Source organism: Marinobacter sp. LA51 (assembly GCF_030297175.1).
In the GTDB taxonomy this organism is placed as follows: Bacteria; Pseudomonadota; Gammaproteobacteria; order Pseudomonadales; family Oleiphilaceae; genus Marinobacter; species Marinobacter apostichopi.
Genome location: NZ_AP028070.1, coordinates 723,534 through 741,936, shown reverse-complemented (window position 1 = coordinate 741,936; position 18,403 = coordinate 723,534). Strand labels below are relative to the sequence as shown.

The 18,403-nt window shown below is 58.4% G+C and carries 16 protein-coding genes and 1 riboswitch; of the genes, 9 read left to right on the top strand and 7 right to left on the bottom strand.

Features of this window, described 5'->3' with window-relative positions; all coding sequences use genetic code 11:
- Window positions 1-43: 43 nt before the first annotated feature.
- Both gcvH and QUE89_RS03380 read right to left on the bottom strand, forming a co-directional pair.
- Entirely contained in the window at window positions 44-436 is a 393-nt protein-coding gene (gcvH, locus tag QUE89_RS03385) for a glycine cleavage system protein GcvH (protein WP_286221839.1), read from the bottom strand.
- Between the two features lie 46 nt (window positions 437-482).
- Window positions 483-1,373: a LysR family transcriptional regulator gene (locus QUE89_RS03380; protein ID WP_286221838.1), complete on the bottom strand. Its 891-nt coding sequence runs from the start codon at window positions 1,371-1,373 to the stop codon at window positions 483-485.
- 128 nt (window positions 1,374-1,501) lie between these two features.
- Between QUE89_RS03380 and metE the strand changes: the two genes are divergently transcribed.
- A complete protein-coding gene (gene metE, locus QUE89_RS03375; RefSeq protein ID WP_286221837.1) occupies window positions 1,502-3,784 on the top strand; it encodes a 5-methyltetrahydropteroyltriglutamate--homocysteine S-methyltransferase in 2,283 nt (760 codons plus the stop codon).
- Here metE and cpdA read toward each other — a convergent pair.
- The 4 genes from cpdA to thiC form a co-directional block, all read right to left on the bottom strand.
- Window positions 3,781-4,587, bottom strand: coding sequence for a 3',5'-cyclic-AMP phosphodiesterase (gene cpdA / locus QUE89_RS03370; RefSeq protein WP_286221836.1), 807 nt, complete (start codon window positions 4,585-4,587; stop codon window positions 3,781-3,783). The two genes, metE and cpdA, sit on opposite strands and share 4 nt — an antisense overlap.
- 215 nt (window positions 4,588-4,802) lie before the next feature.
- Window positions 4,803-5,288, bottom strand: a complete 486-nt coding sequence (locus QUE89_RS03365) for a DUF1249 domain-containing protein (protein WP_286221835.1) — start codon at window positions 5,286-5,288, stop codon at window positions 4,803-4,805.
- A complete protein-coding gene (locus QUE89_RS03360) occupies window positions 5,288-5,905 on the bottom strand; it encodes an NUDIX domain-containing protein (RefSeq protein ID WP_286221834.1) in 618 nt (205 codons plus the stop codon). The genes QUE89_RS03365 and QUE89_RS03360 overlap by 1 nt, the downstream gene beginning before the upstream one ends.
- Before the next feature lie 95 nt (window positions 5,906-6,000).
- A complete protein-coding gene (gene thiC, locus QUE89_RS03355) occupies window positions 6,001-7,878 on the bottom strand; it encodes a phosphomethylpyrimidine synthase ThiC (RefSeq protein WP_286221833.1) in 1,878 nt (625 codons plus the stop codon).
- Window positions 7,879-7,972: 94 nt separating this feature from the next.
- Window positions 7,973-8,092: riboswitch (TPP riboswitch) on the bottom strand.
- Window positions 8,093-8,276: 184 nt separating this feature from the next.
- Here thiC and QUE89_RS03350 point away from each other — a divergent pair.
- A complete protein-coding gene (locus tag QUE89_RS03350; protein WP_286221832.1) occupies window positions 8,277-9,656 on the top strand; it encodes a TolC family outer membrane protein in 1,380 nt (459 codons plus the stop codon).
- Between the two features lie 31 nt (window positions 9,657-9,687).
- Here QUE89_RS03350 and waaA read toward each other — a convergent pair whose 3' ends face one another.
- Window positions 9,688-10,941 carry a lipid IV(A) 3-deoxy-D-manno-octulosonic acid transferase gene (gene waaA, locus QUE89_RS03345; protein WP_286221831.1) on the bottom strand — a complete coding sequence of 418 codons (1,254 nt, stop codon included), beginning with the start codon at window positions 10,939-10,941 and terminating at the stop codon, window positions 9,688-9,690.
- Between the two features lie 122 nt (window positions 10,942-11,063).
- Between waaA and lpxL the strand changes: the two genes are divergently transcribed.
- From lpxL to QUE89_RS03310, 7 genes are all read left to right on the top strand, one after another.
- Window positions 11,064-12,011: an LpxL/LpxP family Kdo(2)-lipid IV(A) lauroyl/palmitoleoyl acyltransferase gene (gene lpxL / locus QUE89_RS03340; RefSeq protein WP_286221830.1), complete on the top strand. Its 948-nt coding sequence runs from the start codon at window positions 11,064-11,066 to the stop codon at window positions 12,009-12,011.
- A gap of 40 nt (window positions 12,012-12,051) precedes the next feature.
- A complete protein-coding gene (locus QUE89_RS03335) occupies window positions 12,052-13,032 on the top strand; it encodes a mitochondrial fission ELM1 family protein (protein ID WP_286221829.1) in 981 nt (326 codons plus the stop codon).
- On the top strand, window positions 13,029-14,144 hold the full coding sequence (locus QUE89_RS03330) for a glycosyltransferase family 4 protein (RefSeq protein WP_286221828.1): 1,116 nt from the start codon (window positions 13,029-13,031) through the stop codon (window positions 14,142-14,144). Before QUE89_RS03335 ends, QUE89_RS03330 begins: the two co-directional genes overlap by 4 nt.
- Window positions 14,141-15,202, top strand: coding sequence for a glycosyltransferase (locus tag QUE89_RS03325; protein WP_286221827.1), 1,062 nt, complete (start codon window positions 14,141-14,143; stop codon window positions 15,200-15,202). The genes QUE89_RS03330 and QUE89_RS03325 overlap by 4 nt, the downstream gene beginning before the upstream one ends.
- Window positions 15,199-15,867: a YrbL family protein gene (locus QUE89_RS03320; protein ID WP_286221826.1), complete on the top strand. Its 669-nt coding sequence runs from the start codon at window positions 15,199-15,201 to the stop codon at window positions 15,865-15,867. Before QUE89_RS03325 ends, QUE89_RS03320 begins: the two co-directional genes overlap by 4 nt.
- Window positions 15,868-16,029: 162 nt before the next feature.
- Window positions 16,030-17,445, top strand: a complete 1,416-nt coding sequence (locus QUE89_RS03315; RefSeq protein ID WP_286221825.1) for a mannose-1-phosphate guanylyltransferase/mannose-6-phosphate isomerase — start codon at window positions 16,030-16,032, stop codon at window positions 17,443-17,445.
- Window positions 17,446-17,447: 2 nt separating this feature from the next.
- On the top strand, window positions 17,448-18,356 hold the full coding sequence (locus QUE89_RS03310) for a lysophospholipid acyltransferase family protein (protein ID WP_286221824.1): 909 nt from the start codon (window positions 17,448-17,450) through the stop codon (window positions 18,354-18,356).
- Window positions 18,357-18,403: the final 47 nt, after the last annotated feature.

Sequence of the window (18,403 nt, the reverse complement as noted above, 5' to 3'; positions counted from 1 at the left end):
CCCGAATTAAACATGTGCAAATGGCCTGACATCTAGCTACAGCTTAGCCCTCGGCAGCCACGTGCTCGGTGTAGGCGGTTGCGTCCATCAGCCCGTCGAGTTCGCCCTGGTCCACCAGCTTGACCTTGAACAGCCAGCCATCACCGTAGGGGTCTTCGTTGACCTTTTCCGGTTCGTCCTCAAGGGCCTCGTTCACCGCAACAACTTCACCTGTGACCGGGCTGAACACGTCCGATGCAGACTTCACCGACTCCGCCACGCCGGCTTCTTCGCCGCCGTTCACTGTCACACCCAGATCAGGCACCCCGATGTAAACCACATCACCAAGCTGCTCCTGAGCAAAGTCGGTGATGCCCACGGTTGCGGTGCCATCGTCAGAGACACGTACCCACTGGTGGGTTTCGATGTATTTCAAATCTGCAGGTATATCACTCATGATCGGATTCCTGATTGCGTTTTTTCGCGCAGTTTACCGCAAGTCCCTAGCGCCAGCGAACATCACGGGCCATCGTCATGAAGGAATTCAGGTAGTCCACCCCCAGATCCCGCTCCCGAAGGCCTAAAAAGATCTGTTTAGCGATGCCGTGTTCACCGAGGCGCACCGGCGTGACCGGGATTTTATCGCGGTATTCCAACACCAGCCAACGCGGCAGCGCCGCAACTCCGCGCCCAGTGGCGACCATCTGTAGCATGATGTCCGTGGTTTCGATGGTTTTGTGGCGGGCTGGCCGAACATGAGCTGGCAACAAAAACTGGCTGAAGATGTCGAGCCGTTCAATCTCCACCGGATAGGTGATGAGCGTTTCACCGGCGAGATCCTTCGGCGTCGCCCATTGCTCGCCCGCCAGCGGGTGATCATCGGCCACCACCAGCACCTGCTCGTAGTCAAACACCGGCTGAAACACCAGGCCCGGCCGATGCAGAGGATCGGGTGTCACCAACATATCGATATCATGACCGTAAAGGGCACCGATCCCGCCGAACTGAAATTTCTGCTTCACATCCACATCAACGTCGGGCCATTGCTGAAGGTAGGGGCCAACCACCTTCAGCAACCATTGGTAGCAGGGATGGCACTCCATCCCGACCCGCAGACTACCCCTCTGGCCCATGGCAAACTGGCCGACCAGCCTCTCCGCGTGTTCAAACTGCGGCAACAGCCGGTTCGCCAGCGCAAGTAAATACTCACCTGATTGAGTTAACCGCAGCTGTCGCCCTTCACGAACCCACACCGCCGTACCCAGCTGTTGCTCCAGCTTGCGAATGGCGTGACTGAGCGCCGACTGCGTCAGGTTCAATGTATCGGCTGCGGCGGTCAGCGACCCGTGCCGGTCGACAGCACTGAGAATCTCCAAATGGTTTCGGTCCAGCACCTCACCACCTCTAATGCGTGAATTTTTTTCATGGATTCCTGAAATAATACCATTATTTTTCATTGCCACGGCAATTTAGGCTAGCTCCTTTCTATCCCAACCAGGCAGACACAAGGAGATCATCAGCCATGGTGACCACGCACAATCTCGGCTTTCCCCGCATAGGAAAGCAACGCGAACTGAAGTTTGCGCAGGAAGCGTTCTGGCGCAGCCAGATTACCGAAACTGAATTGACCGAGACCGGCGCCCGACTGCGAAAGGAAAACTGGCACGCGCAGAGTCAGTTCGATCTGGTGCCCGTTGGTGACTTCTCGCTTTACGATCAGGTTTTGGATATGAGCTTTACCTTGGGGCACCGCCCCGAACGGGCCCGAAATGGAGGCGGAACCGACCTCGACCAGTACTTCCGGATCGCCCGGGGGCGCTCGGCCAACGATGACGCGTGTCAGTCAATTCACGCTGGCGCCATGACCAAATGGTTCGACACCAACTACCACTACATCGTGCCCGAATTCGACGCGACCACCGCGTTTGCACTCAACCCGGAGCGTCTGCAGGCGCAGATTACCGAAGCCAGAAATCAGGGCGTCACGCCAAAGCCGGTGATCATCGGGCCCATCACCTATTTGTGGCTGGGCCGAGTAAAGGACGACAGCAACCCGCTGGATCTGCTCGATCGCCTGCTACCGATCTATGCCGAGCTGCTGGAGCACTTTGCTGATCAAGGCATCGACTGGGTTCAGGTGGATGAACCGATACTGGTCACCGAACTGGACCTGGCCTGGCGTCATGCCTTCAATCTGGCCTACCACCACCTGAAAACGACAGCACCAAAACTGCTGCTAACCACCTATTTCGGCGACCTGCGGGAAAACCTCCAACTCGCCTGTGACTTGCCCGTGGCAGGCCTGCACCTGGATGCCATCAGTGCGCCCCAGGAGGTCAGCCGGGTTGCAGACTGGTTGGCGCCGCACAAGGTTTTGTCAGTGGGCGTAGTCAACGGCCGCAACATCTGGCGCACCGACCTGAGCAAAACACTGGACTGGCTTGAGCCCCTGTACCAAAAGCTGGGTGAGCGGTTGTGGCTGGCGCCATCCTGCTCACTACTGCATGTTCCCGTGGACCTGGAGAGCGAGCAGAAACTGGACGCTGAGGTCAAAGGCTGGCTCGCATTCGCTGTGCAAAAACTCGAGGAACTGACCACACTGGCCCGCGCTCTGAATCTGGGCCGTGACGCCGTGAAGGACGTCTTGGGGACAAACGCAGCGGCGGTCCGGAGCCGACAAACTTCCGTGCGTGCCAACACCGCGACAGCCTTTCAAGCGCTTCATGATCTGGACCGCTCAGCAGGTTCCCGAAAGACCGCGTATCACGAACGACGAGAGATCCAGCGCCGACAGCTTCCGCTGCCGCCCTATCCAACCACAACGATCGGCTCGTTCCCCCAAACCCAGGAAATCCGCAAGGCACGCCAGCAATTCCGCAAAGGAGCACTGGCAGAGGCGGACTACACAGCGCGGATTCGCGCCGAGATCGCTGACTGCGTTCGCAGGCAGGAGGAACTCGGGCTTGATGTCCTGGTTCATGGCGAAGCGGAACGCAACGACATGGTGGAGTACTTCGGCGAGCACCTGGAAGGCTATGCCTTCAGCCAGTTTGGCTGGGTCCAGTCCTACGGCTCCCGGTGCGTGAAACCGCCCATTCTGTTTGGCAATATCTCCCGCCCCCGCGCCATCACCGTGGAATGGAGCCGCTACGCTCAGTCACTCACGGACAAACCGGTAAAAGGCATGCTCACCGGCCCAGTCACCATTCTGAACTGGTCCTTTGTTCGCGATGACCAGCCCCGCAAAGACACGGCCCTGCAACTGGCCCTGGCGATACGGGAAGAGGTTCTTGATCTGGAAAAGGCTGGCCTGAAGATCATCCAAATTGACGAAGCCGCGCTCCGAGAGGGGCTGCCACTGCGCCAGTCAGATTGGGCAGGCTACCTGGATTGGGCCATCGATGCTTTCAGGCTGGCGGCGAATGGCGTTAAGGATGAGACCCAAGTGCACACTCACATGTGCTACTCCGAGTTTAACGACATCCTGGGCGCCATCACCCGGATGGACGCCGATGTCATCACCATTGAAACATCCCGGTCGGACATGACTCTTCTGGAAGCCTTCAAGGACAAGTCCTACCCGAACGATATAGGCCCGGGCGTTTACGATATCCACTCTCCCAACGTTCCCGAGCCACAGGACATTGTGGCCCTAATTGGAAAGGCTGCAGAGCGGATTCCTGCCGAGCGACTGTGGGTTAACCCGGACTGTGGGTTGAAAACGCGAGGTTGGGAGGAAGTCATTCCGGCGCTGGAAAACATGGTTCGAGCCGCAAAAGCGCTCCGGCTGGAGCAATCCGCTTAATAGCCCGAACTGTTCTGGTCCAGCTCGAACTCAAAATCGTTTGCCCGGCCCACTTCGGTGCGAAACTCACCGGAGGGCATCAGCTCAAACCACCGATAGCCGGGCGGCCGCGGCTCCACGGAAAAATCGCTGGAGCCGGAAGTGAACTGGATACAGGTGGATGGCGTGGCCAACAGGTGCACGCCATTTCTATTTAGCCCTTGCTCCTGATGAATGTGCCCCCACAGCACAATTTTCACCTGGGGGAACCGGTCGACGATTTGCCAGAAGTCTTCCCGGTTGCGCAGACCGATGGGCTGCATCCAGTCGCAGCCGACGTCCACCGGATGATGGTGCAGCGTGATCAGTGTTGGCAGTTCCGGGCTCTCAGACAGGGCTATTTCCAGAAAATCGAGCTCAGACTGAGCCAGCTCACCATAAACCTTTCCCGACACTGAGGAGTCCAGCAGCAGGCATTGCCAGCCACCCTGAATAACTTGCCGACGATGAGCCTCGTATTCCGACGCAACTCTCCGCAATGCTCCGGATTCATCGTGATTGCCGGCCAGCCAGGCCGAACCGCAGGAGAACACCTTCAGGCGATCACCAAAGGCCCGGTAGGCTTCTTCGGTGCCATCCTGGGCAAGGTCCCCGGTTGCCAGGATGAGGTCCGGCTGACCATGGCTTTTCACCGCCTGGGCAATGACGGCATCAAGGCTGTCCCGGGTATTCACCCCGAGAAGCTCGCCATCGGCATCGGCCATCAGGTGCGGATCTGTCAACTGCAGTACCCGGAATGGCCGGTTCCTATCTTTTGTAGTCATACGCCTTTGTAGTCATGCGCTCTTGGTCAAGTCAGTGCCCAATTCAAACTCTCGGGCAAGTGTACGACGGCTGCTTGCGGTTTGGTTTCTCTTGAATGCCACAAGGATCACATTCTGATCAGCCCCCGATGACAAAATGCCCTTTTTGACAACTGCGACACACCCACTTACAAGCATTCGCGCGTTTGCAAGCCGTGTCGGACCGGAAATCCGGATCAATCGACGCCCTCGCCAGCGGACCAGGCAGCGTGCTCCATCGGCAGGTGACCAAAGCGCAGGCAATAGTCCAGCCAGTCCGCTAGGAAGCCGTTGACCTGGGCTTTTTCATCGGGGTGGTGCATGAATCGGTTGGGATAGTCGTTGACAGGTGCGATCTGGCGATCACGATAACAGCTGATCACCTCAGCCATAGAGGCATCGTGATAGACACGCACGGTCATTTGCGGGTTATTGAGCCAGCGTCCAGAATTGTGAATCTGTTCCAGCAGGAGGGTTTCCGTGTACTTGGCGGTCTGCAACAGCTTGATTTGAACCCGACCCAGGTAGATATTTTCACTGTGGAGCTCGAATTCGCACACCGGCTTACCGTCCACCTCAAGCTGGCGCAACCGGCGCAGGCGCTGGTAATTGCCATCGCACAGGGCACCAAGCTGCCGCAGATCCGGCACATAGCGCTTTGGTTGCATGCTCCACTCAGTCATTAGCTGGCCTCTCTCCGAAGTCTTGAACGGTTCAGTTCAAGCCACTGCAAGGCAATAATAGCTGCTGCGTTGTTGATCCTGCCATCGTGGATCATGGCAATGGCATTCTCGGCACTGACCACATGGGCCCGGATATCTTCATGCTCATGCTCGACACCGAACAGCCCTCCGGCTGCCTCGGTGCTGATCAACCCACAAAACAGATGGATCAGCTCGGTAGTGCCACCGGGCGACACCATGTAGTCACAGATCCTGGTCAGCTCACGAAAGGATAGCCCGGCTTCTTCCTGACCTTCCCGTTGGGCCACATCTTCAGGCGTCTCACCGTCCTCGTTCATCCCGGCCACCAGCTCCAGCAACCAGGGTGACTGATTGCGCCCAAGGGCTCCCAGGCGGAACTGCTCTAACAGCACCACTTCATCCCGGACCGGATCGTAGGGCAAAACGCAGGTGGCATCGCCACGAATGAACAGCTCCCGGGTAAAAACAGGCATGTCCCGGCCATCGAAGCGCGCGTGCGTTAGCCAAAGCTTGTCCATGCGGAAAAAGCCCTGGAAAACGGTCTCACGTTTCTCGATGGTGACGTCGTTGGCGTTGAACTGAAATGGTTCGGTCATTGTTCACCCTGATTCGGCAATGACTTCGAACGATAGCCTTTGGCTGTTCTTGATTGCAAGGGGATTGGCGCTCGGCACACCAATCCCCAATCAATTCAGACCTTGTCGTACAGCTTGCTGCCGGACTCAACAAACTCCCGGGACTTCTCCTGCATGCCAACGTCCACGGCGGCCACCTCATCCAGGCCATGCTCCTTGGCATAATCCCTCACCTCCTGGGATATTTGCATGGAACAGAACTTGGGGCCACACATGGAGCAGAAGTGGGCAACCTTGGCGGAATCCTTGGGCAAGGTTTCATCGTGGTAGGCGCGGGCAGTGTCCGGATCGAGGCCCAGATTGAACTGGTCTTCCCAGCGGAATTCGAACCGGGCCTTGGATAGCGCATTGTCACGCACCTGGGCACCCGGGTGGCCTTTGGCCAGGTCAGCCGCGTGCGCCGCGATCTTATAGGTGATGATGCCGGTTTTGACGTCATCCTTGTTGGGCAGGCCCAGGTGCTCTTTGGGGGTGACGTAACAGAGCATGGCGCAGCCGTACCAGCCGATCATCGCGGCACCAATGCCGGACGTGATGTGATCGTATCCCGGTGCGATGTCGGTGATCAGCGGGCCCAGCGTGTAAAAGGGGGCCTCATCGCAGCACTCCAGCTGCTTGTCCATATTCTCTTTGACCAGATGCATGGGCACATGACCGGGACCTTCGATCATCACCTGCACATCGTGTTTCCAGGCAATCTTGGTCAGCTCTCCCAGGGTCTCCAGCTCGCCGAATTGGGCCGCATCATTAGCATCGGCAATGGATCCCGGGCGCAAGCCATCGCCCAGGCTGAAAGACACATCGTACGCTTTCATGATCTCGCAGATGTCTTCGAAGTGCTCGTACAGAAAACTTTCGCGATGATGGGCCAGGCACCACTTCGCCATGATGGAACCACCCCGGGACACAATGCCGGTGGTCCGTGCCGCAGTCAGCGGCACGTGGTGCAACCGGACACCCGCATGGATGGTGAAGTAATCCACGCCCTGCTCCGCCTGCTCGATCAGGGTGTCCCTGAAAATTTCCCAGGTCAGGTCCTCGGCCACGCCACCGACCTTCTCCAGGGCCTGGTATATCGGGACGGTGCCAATGGGAACCGGCGAGTTACGCACAATCCACTCGCGGGTTTCGTGGATGTTCTTGCCGGTGGACAGGTCCATGATGGTGTCGGCGCCCCAGCGAATTCCCCAGGTCAACTTCTCCACCTCTTCCTCAATCGACGAACTCACCGCGGAATTACCGATATTGCCATTAATCTTCACCAGGAAATTTCGGCCAATAATCATCGGCTCCGATTCCGGGTGATTGATGTTGGCAGGAATGATGGCACGGCCACGGGCTACTTCGTCCCGGACGAATTCCGGTGTAATTTCCGCTGGCAGGTTGGCGCCGAACGACTGCCCAGGATGCTGATCCTTCAGCAGGCCGCGCTCCCGGGCCTCCTGCAACTTCTGGTTTTCCCGGATGGCGATGTACTCCATCTCCGGGGTGATGATGCCATTGCGGGCATAATGCATCTGACTGACATTGCAGCCGGGCTTGGCCCGCAGGGGACTGCGCTCGTCCATGAACCGAAGCGGATCCAGCCGGGGGTCGCCCATGCGGCGCCGGGTGAATTCCGAGCTGTAGCCGGACAGAGATTCCACGTCGTTACGCTCTGCGATCCAGCTTGCGCGAATCGGCGCCAGCCCTTTGCGCAGGTCAATAGTAGCCTCGGGATCGGTGTACGGCCCGGAGGTGTCGTAGACCATCACCGCTTCGTTCTTTTCTCCTCCCATCTCGGTCGGGGTATCGGCCAGTGAAATCTCGCGCATGGGTACCCGGAGATCGGACCGGCTGCCAGACACGTAAACCTTGCGGGAATTGGGTAGCGGCTTGACCGCTGCGGAATCCACCTGGGCGGAATCACTGAGGTAGGTAGGTAGCTCTGTCATCGTTTGCTCCCGGAACTTTTATTGGATGTCGGGTCGCGTATGACGGAGCTGAGCACGGTCTCCCCCTGTTCGATCGGAGACACGATTTGCCAATCAGCTATGTGGTCTTAATTCCTACGCCGGTATTATCCGGATCAGGTCGCGGGTTCTGCGTTGCAATCTCAGCCATCTGCCCATATCTAGTTTAGGCAGACCAGCACCCCGTCAAGACGCGAATCTGTTTTGTGTGACACCGCAAATGAGTGCCGTTTGCAAGTGTAGAGCTGTGACTGATTATTGTCCATAATGGCGCACCAAAGCCTTATCAACGGTCTGTTTCTGCACAACTTGCACAGTGCAGCGACCATATCAGCGTTTGCGAGTAGGACGCTCACGTCCACAAGTATTCAGGAGAAACAATGAAGAAACGTCTGCTTTCCGGACTTGTTGGTCTCATGGTGGCTCAACCTGCCCTGTCCATCGATCTGATGGAAACCTATGAGAAAGCACTGTCCTACGACTCCGGCATTGCCGCCGCCCAGGCCAGTTTCGAAGCCCAGCAAGCCGCCAGCGATGTGACTCGCAGCGTGCTGCTACCCCAGCTCGGCGCATTTGGCGAAGCCAATTACATTGATGTGGAGGGCCCCAACCAGGACAACAGCTACCGCGAACTGGCCTACGGAGTTCAACTCACCCAACCCCTGTTCCGGGCCGACGCCTGGTTCGATTATGACGCCAGCCAGTTTCAAACCGAGTCTGCTCGCGCCGATTACAACCTCGCTCAACAGCAGTTGATCTTGGATGTGGCCACAGCCTACTTCAACGTACTCCGCGCCCGGGACACCGTCATCACGACCCGCTCAGCGGAGGCCGCAATCCAGCGTCAGTATGAGCAGGCCCAGGAGCGTTTCGACGTTGGCCTGATCGCCATTACCGAAGTCTACGAGGCACGCGCAACCTACGACGACACTCGCAGTCAGCGTATTGTTGCGGAAAACCAGCTCAATATTGCCCAGGAACAGGTGGCACGTCTGACCGGTGAATTCCCGGAAGAGATCGAAAATCTGCGGCAGAATTTCCCACTGGGTCGACCGGACCCGATGGATCCGTCAGCCTGGGAGACCACGGCTCTCGATCAAAACTGGTCTGTCCAATCGGCGCTGTACGAATTGAATGTCAGCGAAGCCAATCTCAAGTCCGCCAAGGCGGGCCACTACCCCACCCTGGACCTGAACGCCTCGTACGGGAAAACCAAAACCGACGGGCTGGAAGATCCCAGCTCTTTCCAGATGCAACGGGATGGCACTACAACGCAGGGTGTGATTGGCGTGACTCTGAACGTGCCACTTTACACCGGCGGTGGAACTCAGGCCGGCGTTCGCCAACGGCGTTCCTTGGTCACAGTCGCCGAACAGTCACTGAAAACCGTTCGTCGAGACGTACGGGTGAGCACACGCAGCCTGTTCTTGACCGTAAATAACAACATTGAGACTGCCTCGGCACTTGAGCAGACCATTGTCTCCCGCCGCAGCGCCCTGGACGCCACCCGAGCCGGGTACGAGGTTGGTACACGAAACATTGTTGAGGTACTGGATGCCGAGCAGGCCTATTACGTGGCGCTCAGGGACTACGCCAACTCTCGCTACGACTACGTAATCAACACCCTGCAGCTCAAGCAGGCTGCCGGAACGCTGAGCCCACAGGATCTGGTTGCACTGAACAACTGGCTGAGTGAATCGGCGCCGGGTATCGAAGCGTTGGCCAACGAAGACAAGGTTTTGGACAGCCCAGTCCAGTAAGACGCGAGGCGGGCTCGACTCCGGGCTCGCCTTAAATCCGCTCTACGATCCCGTCGACAACCTTGTCCAGCGCACCCCGATTCTTGTTAACGACGGCCAGAGCCCCTTCACCAGCGGTGCGGCGCTCATCATCGTCGCTGATCAGCTGAACAAGGTGAGTCGACAGTTCGTCAGCATCGGCAACCAGCTTGACACCGGAATCGTCCAGCAGACGCTGGTAGATGGTCTCGAAGTTAAACACGTGCGGACCGGAGAATACGGGAATACCCCAGGCCGCCGGTTCCAATGGGTTATGCCCACCGCGCTCGATCAACGATCCTCCCACAAACGCCATGTCACTGGCGCCGTAGAGCATCATCAACTCGCCCATGGTATCGGCCAGGTAAACATCGGCCGAAGCCACACCGTTACCGGTTGAACGGCGTGCCAGCGTCAAACCGGCTTTTTCAACCTTATCGGCCACCGACGCAAATCGCTCCGGATGACGCGGCACGATAATGAGCAGAGTGCCGGGATGGACGGCAAGCACTTTTCGATGCGCTTCCAGCAACTGCGCGTCTTCTCCCTCATGGGTGCTACCTGCGATCCATACTGCCGGCCTGGAGAGGGATTGCCGAAGCTCCGCCGATGCACGGCGGACCTCTTCGGTGATATCGACGTCGAACTTAATACTTCCAGTGACAGCGACTTTCGAGCTGGCAACGCCAATCCGACAAAAGCGCTCGGCGTCTTTTTCAGCCTGGGCGGCCACCCAACTGATACTGCGCATGATCGGTGCGGCCAGGCTCTTGATGCGCTCATAGCCCTGGGCTGAACGCTCGGAAAGCCGAGCGTTAATCAGAAACACCGGCACCTCAAGCGTCCGGCACTGGCGTATCATGTTCGGCCAGATTTCGGTTTCCATGATGACCAGAATACGGGGTTGTGCCCGCTTCAGAAACCGCCGGATGGAACCAGGCGTATCATAAGGCGCGTAGGCGTACTGCACCTGGTCGCCGAACATTTTTTGGGCCTGTGCCAGGCCGGTGTCGGTCATCGCGGTCATCAGGATGGTGATACCGGGGTCGCGGGCCAAAAGGCGACGAACCATAGGACCGGCAGCAATGGTTTCACCCACAGATACCGCATGCACCCACACAACTGCGCCCTCGTAGCGGGGCACAATGCCCAGTCGTTGGTACCAGTTGCGGCGCAACTCCGGAGCCTGACGACCGTTCCACCACAGGCGCAACAAAATGAAGGGCAAAAGTAACCGAATCAACTGGGAATAGATAAATTGCAGCACACAGGACTCCGGATAAAACAGTAAGGTATCATAGCCGAAAACCCATTGATTTACTTCTGATTGATACTGGCATTCGCCCGCAACGGCGACCGGTTTCGCGGACAGGCAGGGTCATTATTCCCGTGAAGAAGAAGCACCGAAAACTCCCGAGAAATACCGACTACTCCGCCTACCGCCACCCCCGGTGGTGGCCAACGTGGATCGGCATTGGCCTGATGCGGTTGCTGGCGCAGCTGCCGATCCGGGTTCAATGGTGGCTCGGAAAAATCGCCGGGCTGCTGGCGTGGCGCCTGGCCGGCAGCCGTCGCCACATCACCGAGGTTAACATTGGCCTGTGTTTTCCAGAGCTTAGCTCTGCACAGCAAGCTGCCCTCGTTCGCAAGTCGTTCATTGCCAATGGTATTGGCCTGATGGAACTGGGCCTGGCCTGGTTCCGGGATCCCGCTAAGCTAACCTCCATTACCACCGTTCATGGGCTCGAACATTTTGAGCAGGCCCTCGCTCGCGGCAAAGGTGTTCTTTTGCTTGGCGGCCACTACAGCACGTTGGATCTCGGAGGCAGTCTGGTCACCGAGTACATCAACGCCGATGTCATGCAGCGGGATCACAACAACCCTCTGATGAATGCAGTGATGACCCGGGCACGGGAGCGCCGGTACGGCAAGGTCCTCGGTGCCAGGGATTTGCGCGGTCTGTTCAGAAGTCTGAAAAACAATCACGCAGTCTGGTACGCCACCGATCAGGATTACGGCCGCAAGGACATTGTCTTTGCCCCGTTTTTCGACATCCCGGCAGGCACTATTACGGCCACCTCCCGCATCGCCGAACGCAGTGGTTGCGCCGTTGTGCCCTTCAGTCACGTCCGGCGTGAAGGCCAGCCCGGGTACGACATCTTCTTTCATCCGGCTCTTGAGAACTTTCCCAGTGGCGATGATCTACAGGATGCCACGCTCGTTAACCACACCATCGAACAGGAAATTCGTCGGGCGCCGGAGCAGTACCTATGGATGCACCGCCGCTTCAAAACACGCCCGAACGTTGGCGATCCTGGCTTTTATGGTCGCCACTAACCAGCACGCAAACGGAGGCCGGTTTACATGACCGGAATCTATGCCCAAGTCCACTGAGCGTAACAACGGCGCGCCTGCGATCTGGCTGCTGACCGACAACAAAGCGGGCCACCGGAGTCAACTGAAGGGGCTGGGCAATCGCCTTCGCGTGCTCACCGGCGCCAGTCTTCACTGGATTGACGCCAACGAAGTTTCGGTACCCGTATGGCGCGCTCTGCTGGGCATCGCCCCCACCCTTGATGCCGCATTGCCATCACCGAACCTGATCGTTGCGGCAGGCACGGGCACCCACCGGCTGTTACTGTCCCTGCGCAGAGTCGGCCGCGCCAAAATGCTAACCCTGATGAAACCCGGCTTCCCCCTCAGCTGGGTCGACGGCGTGATTACCCCGGCCCACGATGCCATCCACAGCAAACACGTTCTGCTCACCGAGGGCGCGCTTAATTCGATCACGCCTCTGGCCCGCATCACCGATAAACCAGAGGCACTTATACTCATCGGTGGCCCATCGCCGCATTTCGAGTGGGACAATGACGTGCTGCTCGGACAGATCAACAACCTGATCGGGCAATACCCGGCATGGCGTTGGACCATCGGCGGCTCCCGCCGAACGCCGGAAGAATTGCTAGGCCGGCTGGCAGAACTGCAAGGCCCCAAAATCACCGTTGTTCACCCAAATGACACCTACCAGGACTGGCTTTCGCACCAGCTGGCCGCATCCAGAGCCGCCTGGGTCACCCCGGACAGCATGTCCATGGTGTGTGAGGCGGCAACAGCGGGGGTGCCAACCGGTATTTTCGAGCTCGCCGCTCGCCCTGCCAGCCGCGTCGCCCAAGGTATTGGCCATCTGGTTGAAAACGGACGAATCGCCCGCTGGACCGATCATGCTGCAGTCATGACCGGGGATACCGCCCCAACAGCGATACTATGGGAGTCCGATCGCGCGGCACGCTGGGTCATTGACCGGCACCTGCCCGCCTCTCGCGCAATCCCACCAGCGAACAAAAGGACGAACGGATGAGAATTCTCCAGGCCCTGCCCGCGCTATACAGCGGAGGGGTTGAACGAGGCACCGTGGAATTCGCGTCTGACCTGGTCAAGCGTGGCCATGAATCCTACGTGGTCTCCAAGGGCGGCCCAATGGCCGAGCAGCTGCGCGGCCAGGGTTCCAACCACATATTCATGCCAATCCACCGGAAATCACCCGTATCGTTCGGACAGATTCTGCCCATGCGCAAGCTACTACGGGAGCTGAAACCCGACATTGTTCATGTCCGTTCACGCATGCCGGCCTGGATCATCCGCCTGGCGCTCAGAGGCATCCCCCCCAGCGAACGGCCGGCCGTGGTTGCCACTTTTCATGGCATGTACTCGGTCACCCCTTACAGCGCCATCATGACCCGGGCTGACCACCTGATTGCAGTCTCAAGCTGTGTGCGGGATTACGTACTCGAAAACTACCCGGTGCCGGAGCACAAGCTTACGGTCATCCAGCGCGGAGTTGACCTGAACGCCTTTCGCCAGCGCGAGCTCAGCACACAATGGCGGCAACGATGGTTTCGACAGTACCCGCAGCTGGCTGGCAAGAAAATCATCATGATGCCGGGCCGGATTTCGCGCTGGAAAGGCCAGCTCGACTTCCTGGCGATGATGGCGAAACTGGTCCGCCAGCAGCCGGACTGCCACGGCATAGTGGTTGGCGGCGCGGAACCGGGTAAGGAACCTTTCCTTGAAGAGCTTGAAAAAGAGCGGGCCCGCCTGAACCTGACCGATCATGTCAGCTTCCTGGGACAGCGCAACGACATGACCACGCTGTACCTGCTGGCCGATGTGGTGTGCCACATGAGTACAAAACCGGAACCGTTCGGGCGCACGGTTACCGAAGCCCTGGCCTCGGGCACACCGGTCGCCGCCTACAATCGGGGCGGAGCCGCCGAGACACTGCAAGCGTGTTTTCGGGATGGTCTGGTCTCACCGGACGACACCGACGAATTCTCCAAAACCGTCCTTAGGCTTTTGGATTCAGGCCCGCCCGATATTGAAATCCCCTACCGCTTTCAGCTCCAGGCGCAAACCGAGGCCACGCTTCGGGTTTACGAATCCGTGCTGGCAGAGCGTCAACCCCAGCCATGAACCGCTCGCGGCCACTGACGATTGCGCTACTGTTTGCAACGCCTGGCACCGGCTGGGGTGGCATGGAAAAGCATGTGTTTGACTTGGGCCTTGAGCTCGCCAGGCGCGGCCACAGCGTGCATGTTATGGCGCATGGGAGTTATCGGGCCCGGTTTCCAGCCGAGGTACATTTTCATCCGCTACCGGTTGAATGCAGCCGTTTGAACCCCTGGCTTCGCTTTGCCCTGCGGCAATGCCTTCGCCGGATCAAACCCGATGTCCTGCATGCTCACGGCAACAAAGCAGCCCAGCTTTCCGGGCAAACACCACTGGGTCTTGCGCCGCTACGCGTTGGCACCGTACACGGCATCAAAAAAAGCCATAAAGCCTTCCTGCGTCAAGACGCTGTGATCGCGGTTAGCCCCCGGGTTTTTGAGAATCTGGAACATGGCAACAAGCACCTGATCTACAACGGCATTGCGATGGACGATGTTTCAGAGCGCGCGCCCTGCTCCGATGACTATCGCGCCAGCGCCACTGCCACCGACGACGCCGCGGTCCCAACGCGATGCATCTCCGCTGGCCGGCTAGAGGCGGTGAAAGGATTTCACACACTGATCGAAGCCTGGTCAAAACTGGCACAGCCTGAACAATTGACGATTTATGGCGAAGGCTCTGAGCGGCCTCGTCTTGAACGCCTGATCGACACCCTGAACCTGCACAACAAGGTCACGCTGCCCGGCTATTGCGAAGATCTGCAATCCCTCTATCGGCACGCCGACCTGACCATCATCAGTTCCGAGCGGGAAGGATTCTCCTACGTACTCATAGAGGCCCTCGCAGCAGGTTGCCCGGTGGTCTCGACACCGGTGGCCGGACCGGTGGAGCTGCTGCCACAATCTGCATTGAGCCACGACGGAAGCGCCGAGAGCCTTCGGGCGGTCATCGATCAGGCCCTGTCCGATCTGCCCCGGACCCGGCAGGCCCAAACACCAGCAATGCAGCGGATCAAAACAGCCTTCACCATCGAGGCCATGGTGGATAGCATGGAAAGGCTGTATCGGGAGGCCATGACGTGATCGACCTGTCCAACCAGACCCCGTTCGCCTCCGGTTCCAACCGCCATTGCTACCGGCATCCGAGTTATCCCGACCGCTGCCTGAAAGTTATTCGCCCCGACAATATCGAGGCCCGTTACCAACGGCAGCCGGCACTGAAAAAAATGTTGGGAAAAAAGCGGTTGAATGACAATCTCCAGGAGCTCGAAGCCCACGAACAAACCATCATTCAGCATCTTCTGAAGCACGGTCAGGGCGGCGTAGTATGGGCCCACCTGCCCCGTTTTTATGGCCAGACGGCTACGGCGCAGGGCCCTGCCAATGAAAGCGAATTTCTAACGAATCCTGAGGGCGGCGCTGCGGAAACTTTCGAGCATTATCTGGCCCGCGCTGGCTATGACGAAACAGCCCAGGCCTTGGTCCGGGAATTCACCGATTGGCTGCAACGCACAGGCATCCTGACCCGCAACCTGCTGCCCCACAACCTGGTGCTTTGCGTGCGGAACGAAAAGCTCAGGCTGTTTCTGGTGGATGGCCTCGGTGCCCCGCTGATACCCAGCCTCCTTTCGACCAGCCAGAACTGGCGGCTACACTACATTGATCGGCGCATTCGCCGGTTCTACAAACGCATTGAGTGGGAAACCAGCGGGCGACAGGATCCATGGGAGCTTTCACAAAAACTCTAGGTCTTCACGGCGAGATTTTCAGGCCCTTCAATCATCTTGGCCTGGAAACTTTCTCCTGTCTGCAAGGGCGCCGAAACTGGCTCTGCCAAGCCCATATGATAATATGCCCGACCCTTACACAGATTTTTTCGGACATCTCAACCTCAAGCTTGGAGTGAACCTATGATTCATCCGGTCATCATGGCTGGCGGCACCGGCTCGCGTCTCTGGCCCCTGTCACGACAGTTGAACCCCAAGCAGTTCCTGAAACTGACCGACAGCCCGCTGTCCATGCTGCAGTCGACAGTGGCTCGGCTTGAGGGATTGAAGGCAGAAAAACCGCTGCTCATCTGCAATGAAGAACACCGTTTTCTTGCCGCTGAGCAAATGCGGCAGTCCGGTCAGGACGATGTCCAGATTATTCTTGAACCTTGCGGGCGCAATACGGCGCCAGCCATCGCTCTGGCGGCTATCCAGCTGTGCGAAAGTTCTGGCAGCAACAACCCCTTGATGCTGGTACTGGCGGCGGATCATCTGATCCAGAACACCGAAGCTTTTCAACAGGGCGTTGCCAAGGCCATCCCTCTGGCCGAGCAAGGCAAGCTGGTCACCTTCGGTATCGTACCCAGCCATCCGGAAACGGGTTACGGCTACATCCATCGCGGCACTGAGCTCGCTTCCGACTGCTACTCGGTCGACAAATTTGTCGAAAAACCGGACCTGGATACGGCGAATGCCTACCTCGCCTCCGGCGACTATCTCTGGAACAGCGGCATGTTCCTGTTCTCAGCCCGGGAATACCTGAAGGAACTGGAGACGCACCGGCCGGACATCCTGTCTGCCTGCAAGGCGGCCATTGCCGATGCCAGCGAAGACCTGCACTTCACCCGGGTTAATGCCGACCTGTTTGCCCAATGCCCAGCTGAATCGGTGGACTACGCGGTTATGGAGAAGACCGACAAAGCAGCGGTAGTCGCTCTCGACGCGGGTTGGAGTGACATTGGCTCCTGGTCCGCACTCTGGGATGTCAGCTCCAAGGACGATGCCGGCAACAGCCTGACCGGCGACGTGATAGCCCGGGATACCGAGAACACCCTGGTGCGCGCCGACAGCCGCCTGGTCGCAACGGTCGGTGTCGATAACCTGGTGATCATCGAAACCAAGGACGCACTTCTGGTCGCTCACAAGGACAAAGTCCAGGATGTGAAAAGCGTGGTCGAGCAGATCCGCAACGATGGTCGCCATGAGCACATGAACCATCGCGAAGTCTACCGGCCCTGGGGCGTCTACGACTCAATTGATAACGGTACCCGCTACCAGGTTAAACGAATTACCGTAAAGCCCGGAGCCAAGCTGTCGGTGCAGATGCACCACCACCGTGCTGAGCACTGGATTGTGGTCAGTGGCACCGCCCGGGTGACCAACGGCGAAAAGACCTATCTTGTCACCGAAAACCAGTCCACCTTCATTCCCGTTGGCCAGGTTCATTCCCTGGAGAACCCCGGGGTGATTGATCTGGAACTGATTGAGGTGCAGTCGGGCTCCTACCTTGGTGAAGATGACATTGTCCGGTTCGAAGATCGGTACGGCCGTAATTAATCATGGCGTTATCGAAAGCGACATTCCTGATCTTTGCGCTCAAGCTGGCTGGCAAGCTATCCCTGCGCGGCGCCCAATTGATTGGCCGCCTTCTCGGCACTCTGGGCTGGGTATTCAATAGCCGGTCGCGCAAAGTGACGGAAACCAACATTCGCATCTGCTTTCCGGACATGCCCGAAGACCAGCGACGGGATCTGTCCCGCTCAAGCCTTCGGCACACCGGCCAGACCCTGATGGAAATCCCGCTAATGTGGGAATGGCCGGTGCAGGATTGTCTCGACCTGGTTCGGGAAGTCGAGGGCGAGCAACTGGTTCACGATGCCATCGCCAAGGGCAAGGGGGTCGTGCTACTGGCACCCCATCTCGGCAATTGGGAGCTGACTGGCCTGTATTTTTCTTCCCACCATAAAATGGCAGCGCTCTACAGCCCACCCCATATTCGTGAATTCGAGGATTACATGATTCGGGTACGCGGACGCCTTGGCTCGGAGTTAGTGCGGGGTGACCGGCGCGGGCTCGCCCGCTTGATTACCCTGTTGCGGGAAGGCGGTGTAGCCGGAATCCTGCCCGACCAGAGCCCTCGCGCGAAAGGCGTGGCCCACGCGCCATTTTTCGGCCTCAACGTGCGCACTATGACCCTGGTATCCAAGCTCATTCAAAAGTCCGGGGCAACGCCCCTGCTGGCCTTCTCCGAGCGATTGAAAGATGGCAAGGGTTTCCGGCTGGTCGTTCGTGAGTGCGAGCCCAACCTGGATGCAGTCGACCCTGTCGTCGCGACCACTGCCCTGAACCGGTCCATCGAAAACGGTGTGCGTGAAATTCCCGAGCAGTACCAATGGGAGTACAAGCGTTTCCGCCACCTCACACCCGGGACCCCTAACCCCTACAACCCGAAAAAACTGTGCCGCTGAACCTACCGAATGGTAAGAACCCCTGACGGGCAACAAGCATCTCGCGC

Excerpts from the sequence above, each read along its gene's own strand:
- gcvH (WP_286221839.1), bottom strand. The coding sequence starts at position 436 with ATGAGTGATATACCTGCAGATTTGAAATACATCGAAACCCACCAGTGG.
- metE (WP_286221837.1), top strand. The coding sequence starts at position 1,502 with ATGGTGACCACGCACAATCTCGGCTTTCCCCGCATAGGAAAGCAACGC.
- cpdA (WP_286221836.1), bottom strand. The coding sequence starts at position 4,587 with ATGACTACAAAAGATAGGAACCGGCCATTCCGGGTACTGCAGTTGACA.
- QUE89_RS03365 (WP_286221835.1), bottom strand. The coding sequence starts at position 5,288 with ATGACTGAGTGGAGCATGCAACCAAAGCGCTATGTGCCGGATCTGCGG.
- QUE89_RS03360 (WP_286221834.1), bottom strand. The coding sequence starts at position 5,905 with ATGACCGAACCATTTCAGTTCAACGCCAACGACGTCACCATCGAGAAA.
- thiC (WP_286221833.1), bottom strand. The coding sequence starts at position 7,878 with ATGACAGAGCTACCTACCTACCTCAGTGATTCCGCCCAGGTGGATTCC.
- QUE89_RS03350 (WP_286221832.1), top strand. The coding sequence starts at position 8,277 with ATGAAGAAACGTCTGCTTTCCGGACTTGTTGGTCTCATGGTGGCTCAA.
- QUE89_RS03335 (WP_286221829.1), top strand. The coding sequence starts at position 12,052 with ATGCCCAAGTCCACTGAGCGTAACAACGGCGCGCCTGCGATCTGGCTG.
- QUE89_RS03330 (WP_286221828.1), top strand. The coding sequence starts at position 13,029 with ATGAGAATTCTCCAGGCCCTGCCCGCGCTATACAGCGGAGGGGTTGAA.
- QUE89_RS03325 (WP_286221827.1), top strand. The coding sequence starts at position 14,141 with ATGAACCGCTCGCGGCCACTGACGATTGCGCTACTGTTTGCAACGCCT.
- QUE89_RS03315 (WP_286221825.1), top strand. The coding sequence starts at position 16,030 with ATGATTCATCCGGTCATCATGGCTGGCGGCACCGGCTCGCGTCTCTGG.
- QUE89_RS03310 (WP_286221824.1), top strand. The coding sequence starts at position 17,448 with ATGGCGTTATCGAAAGCGACATTCCTGATCTTTGCGCTCAAGCTGGCT.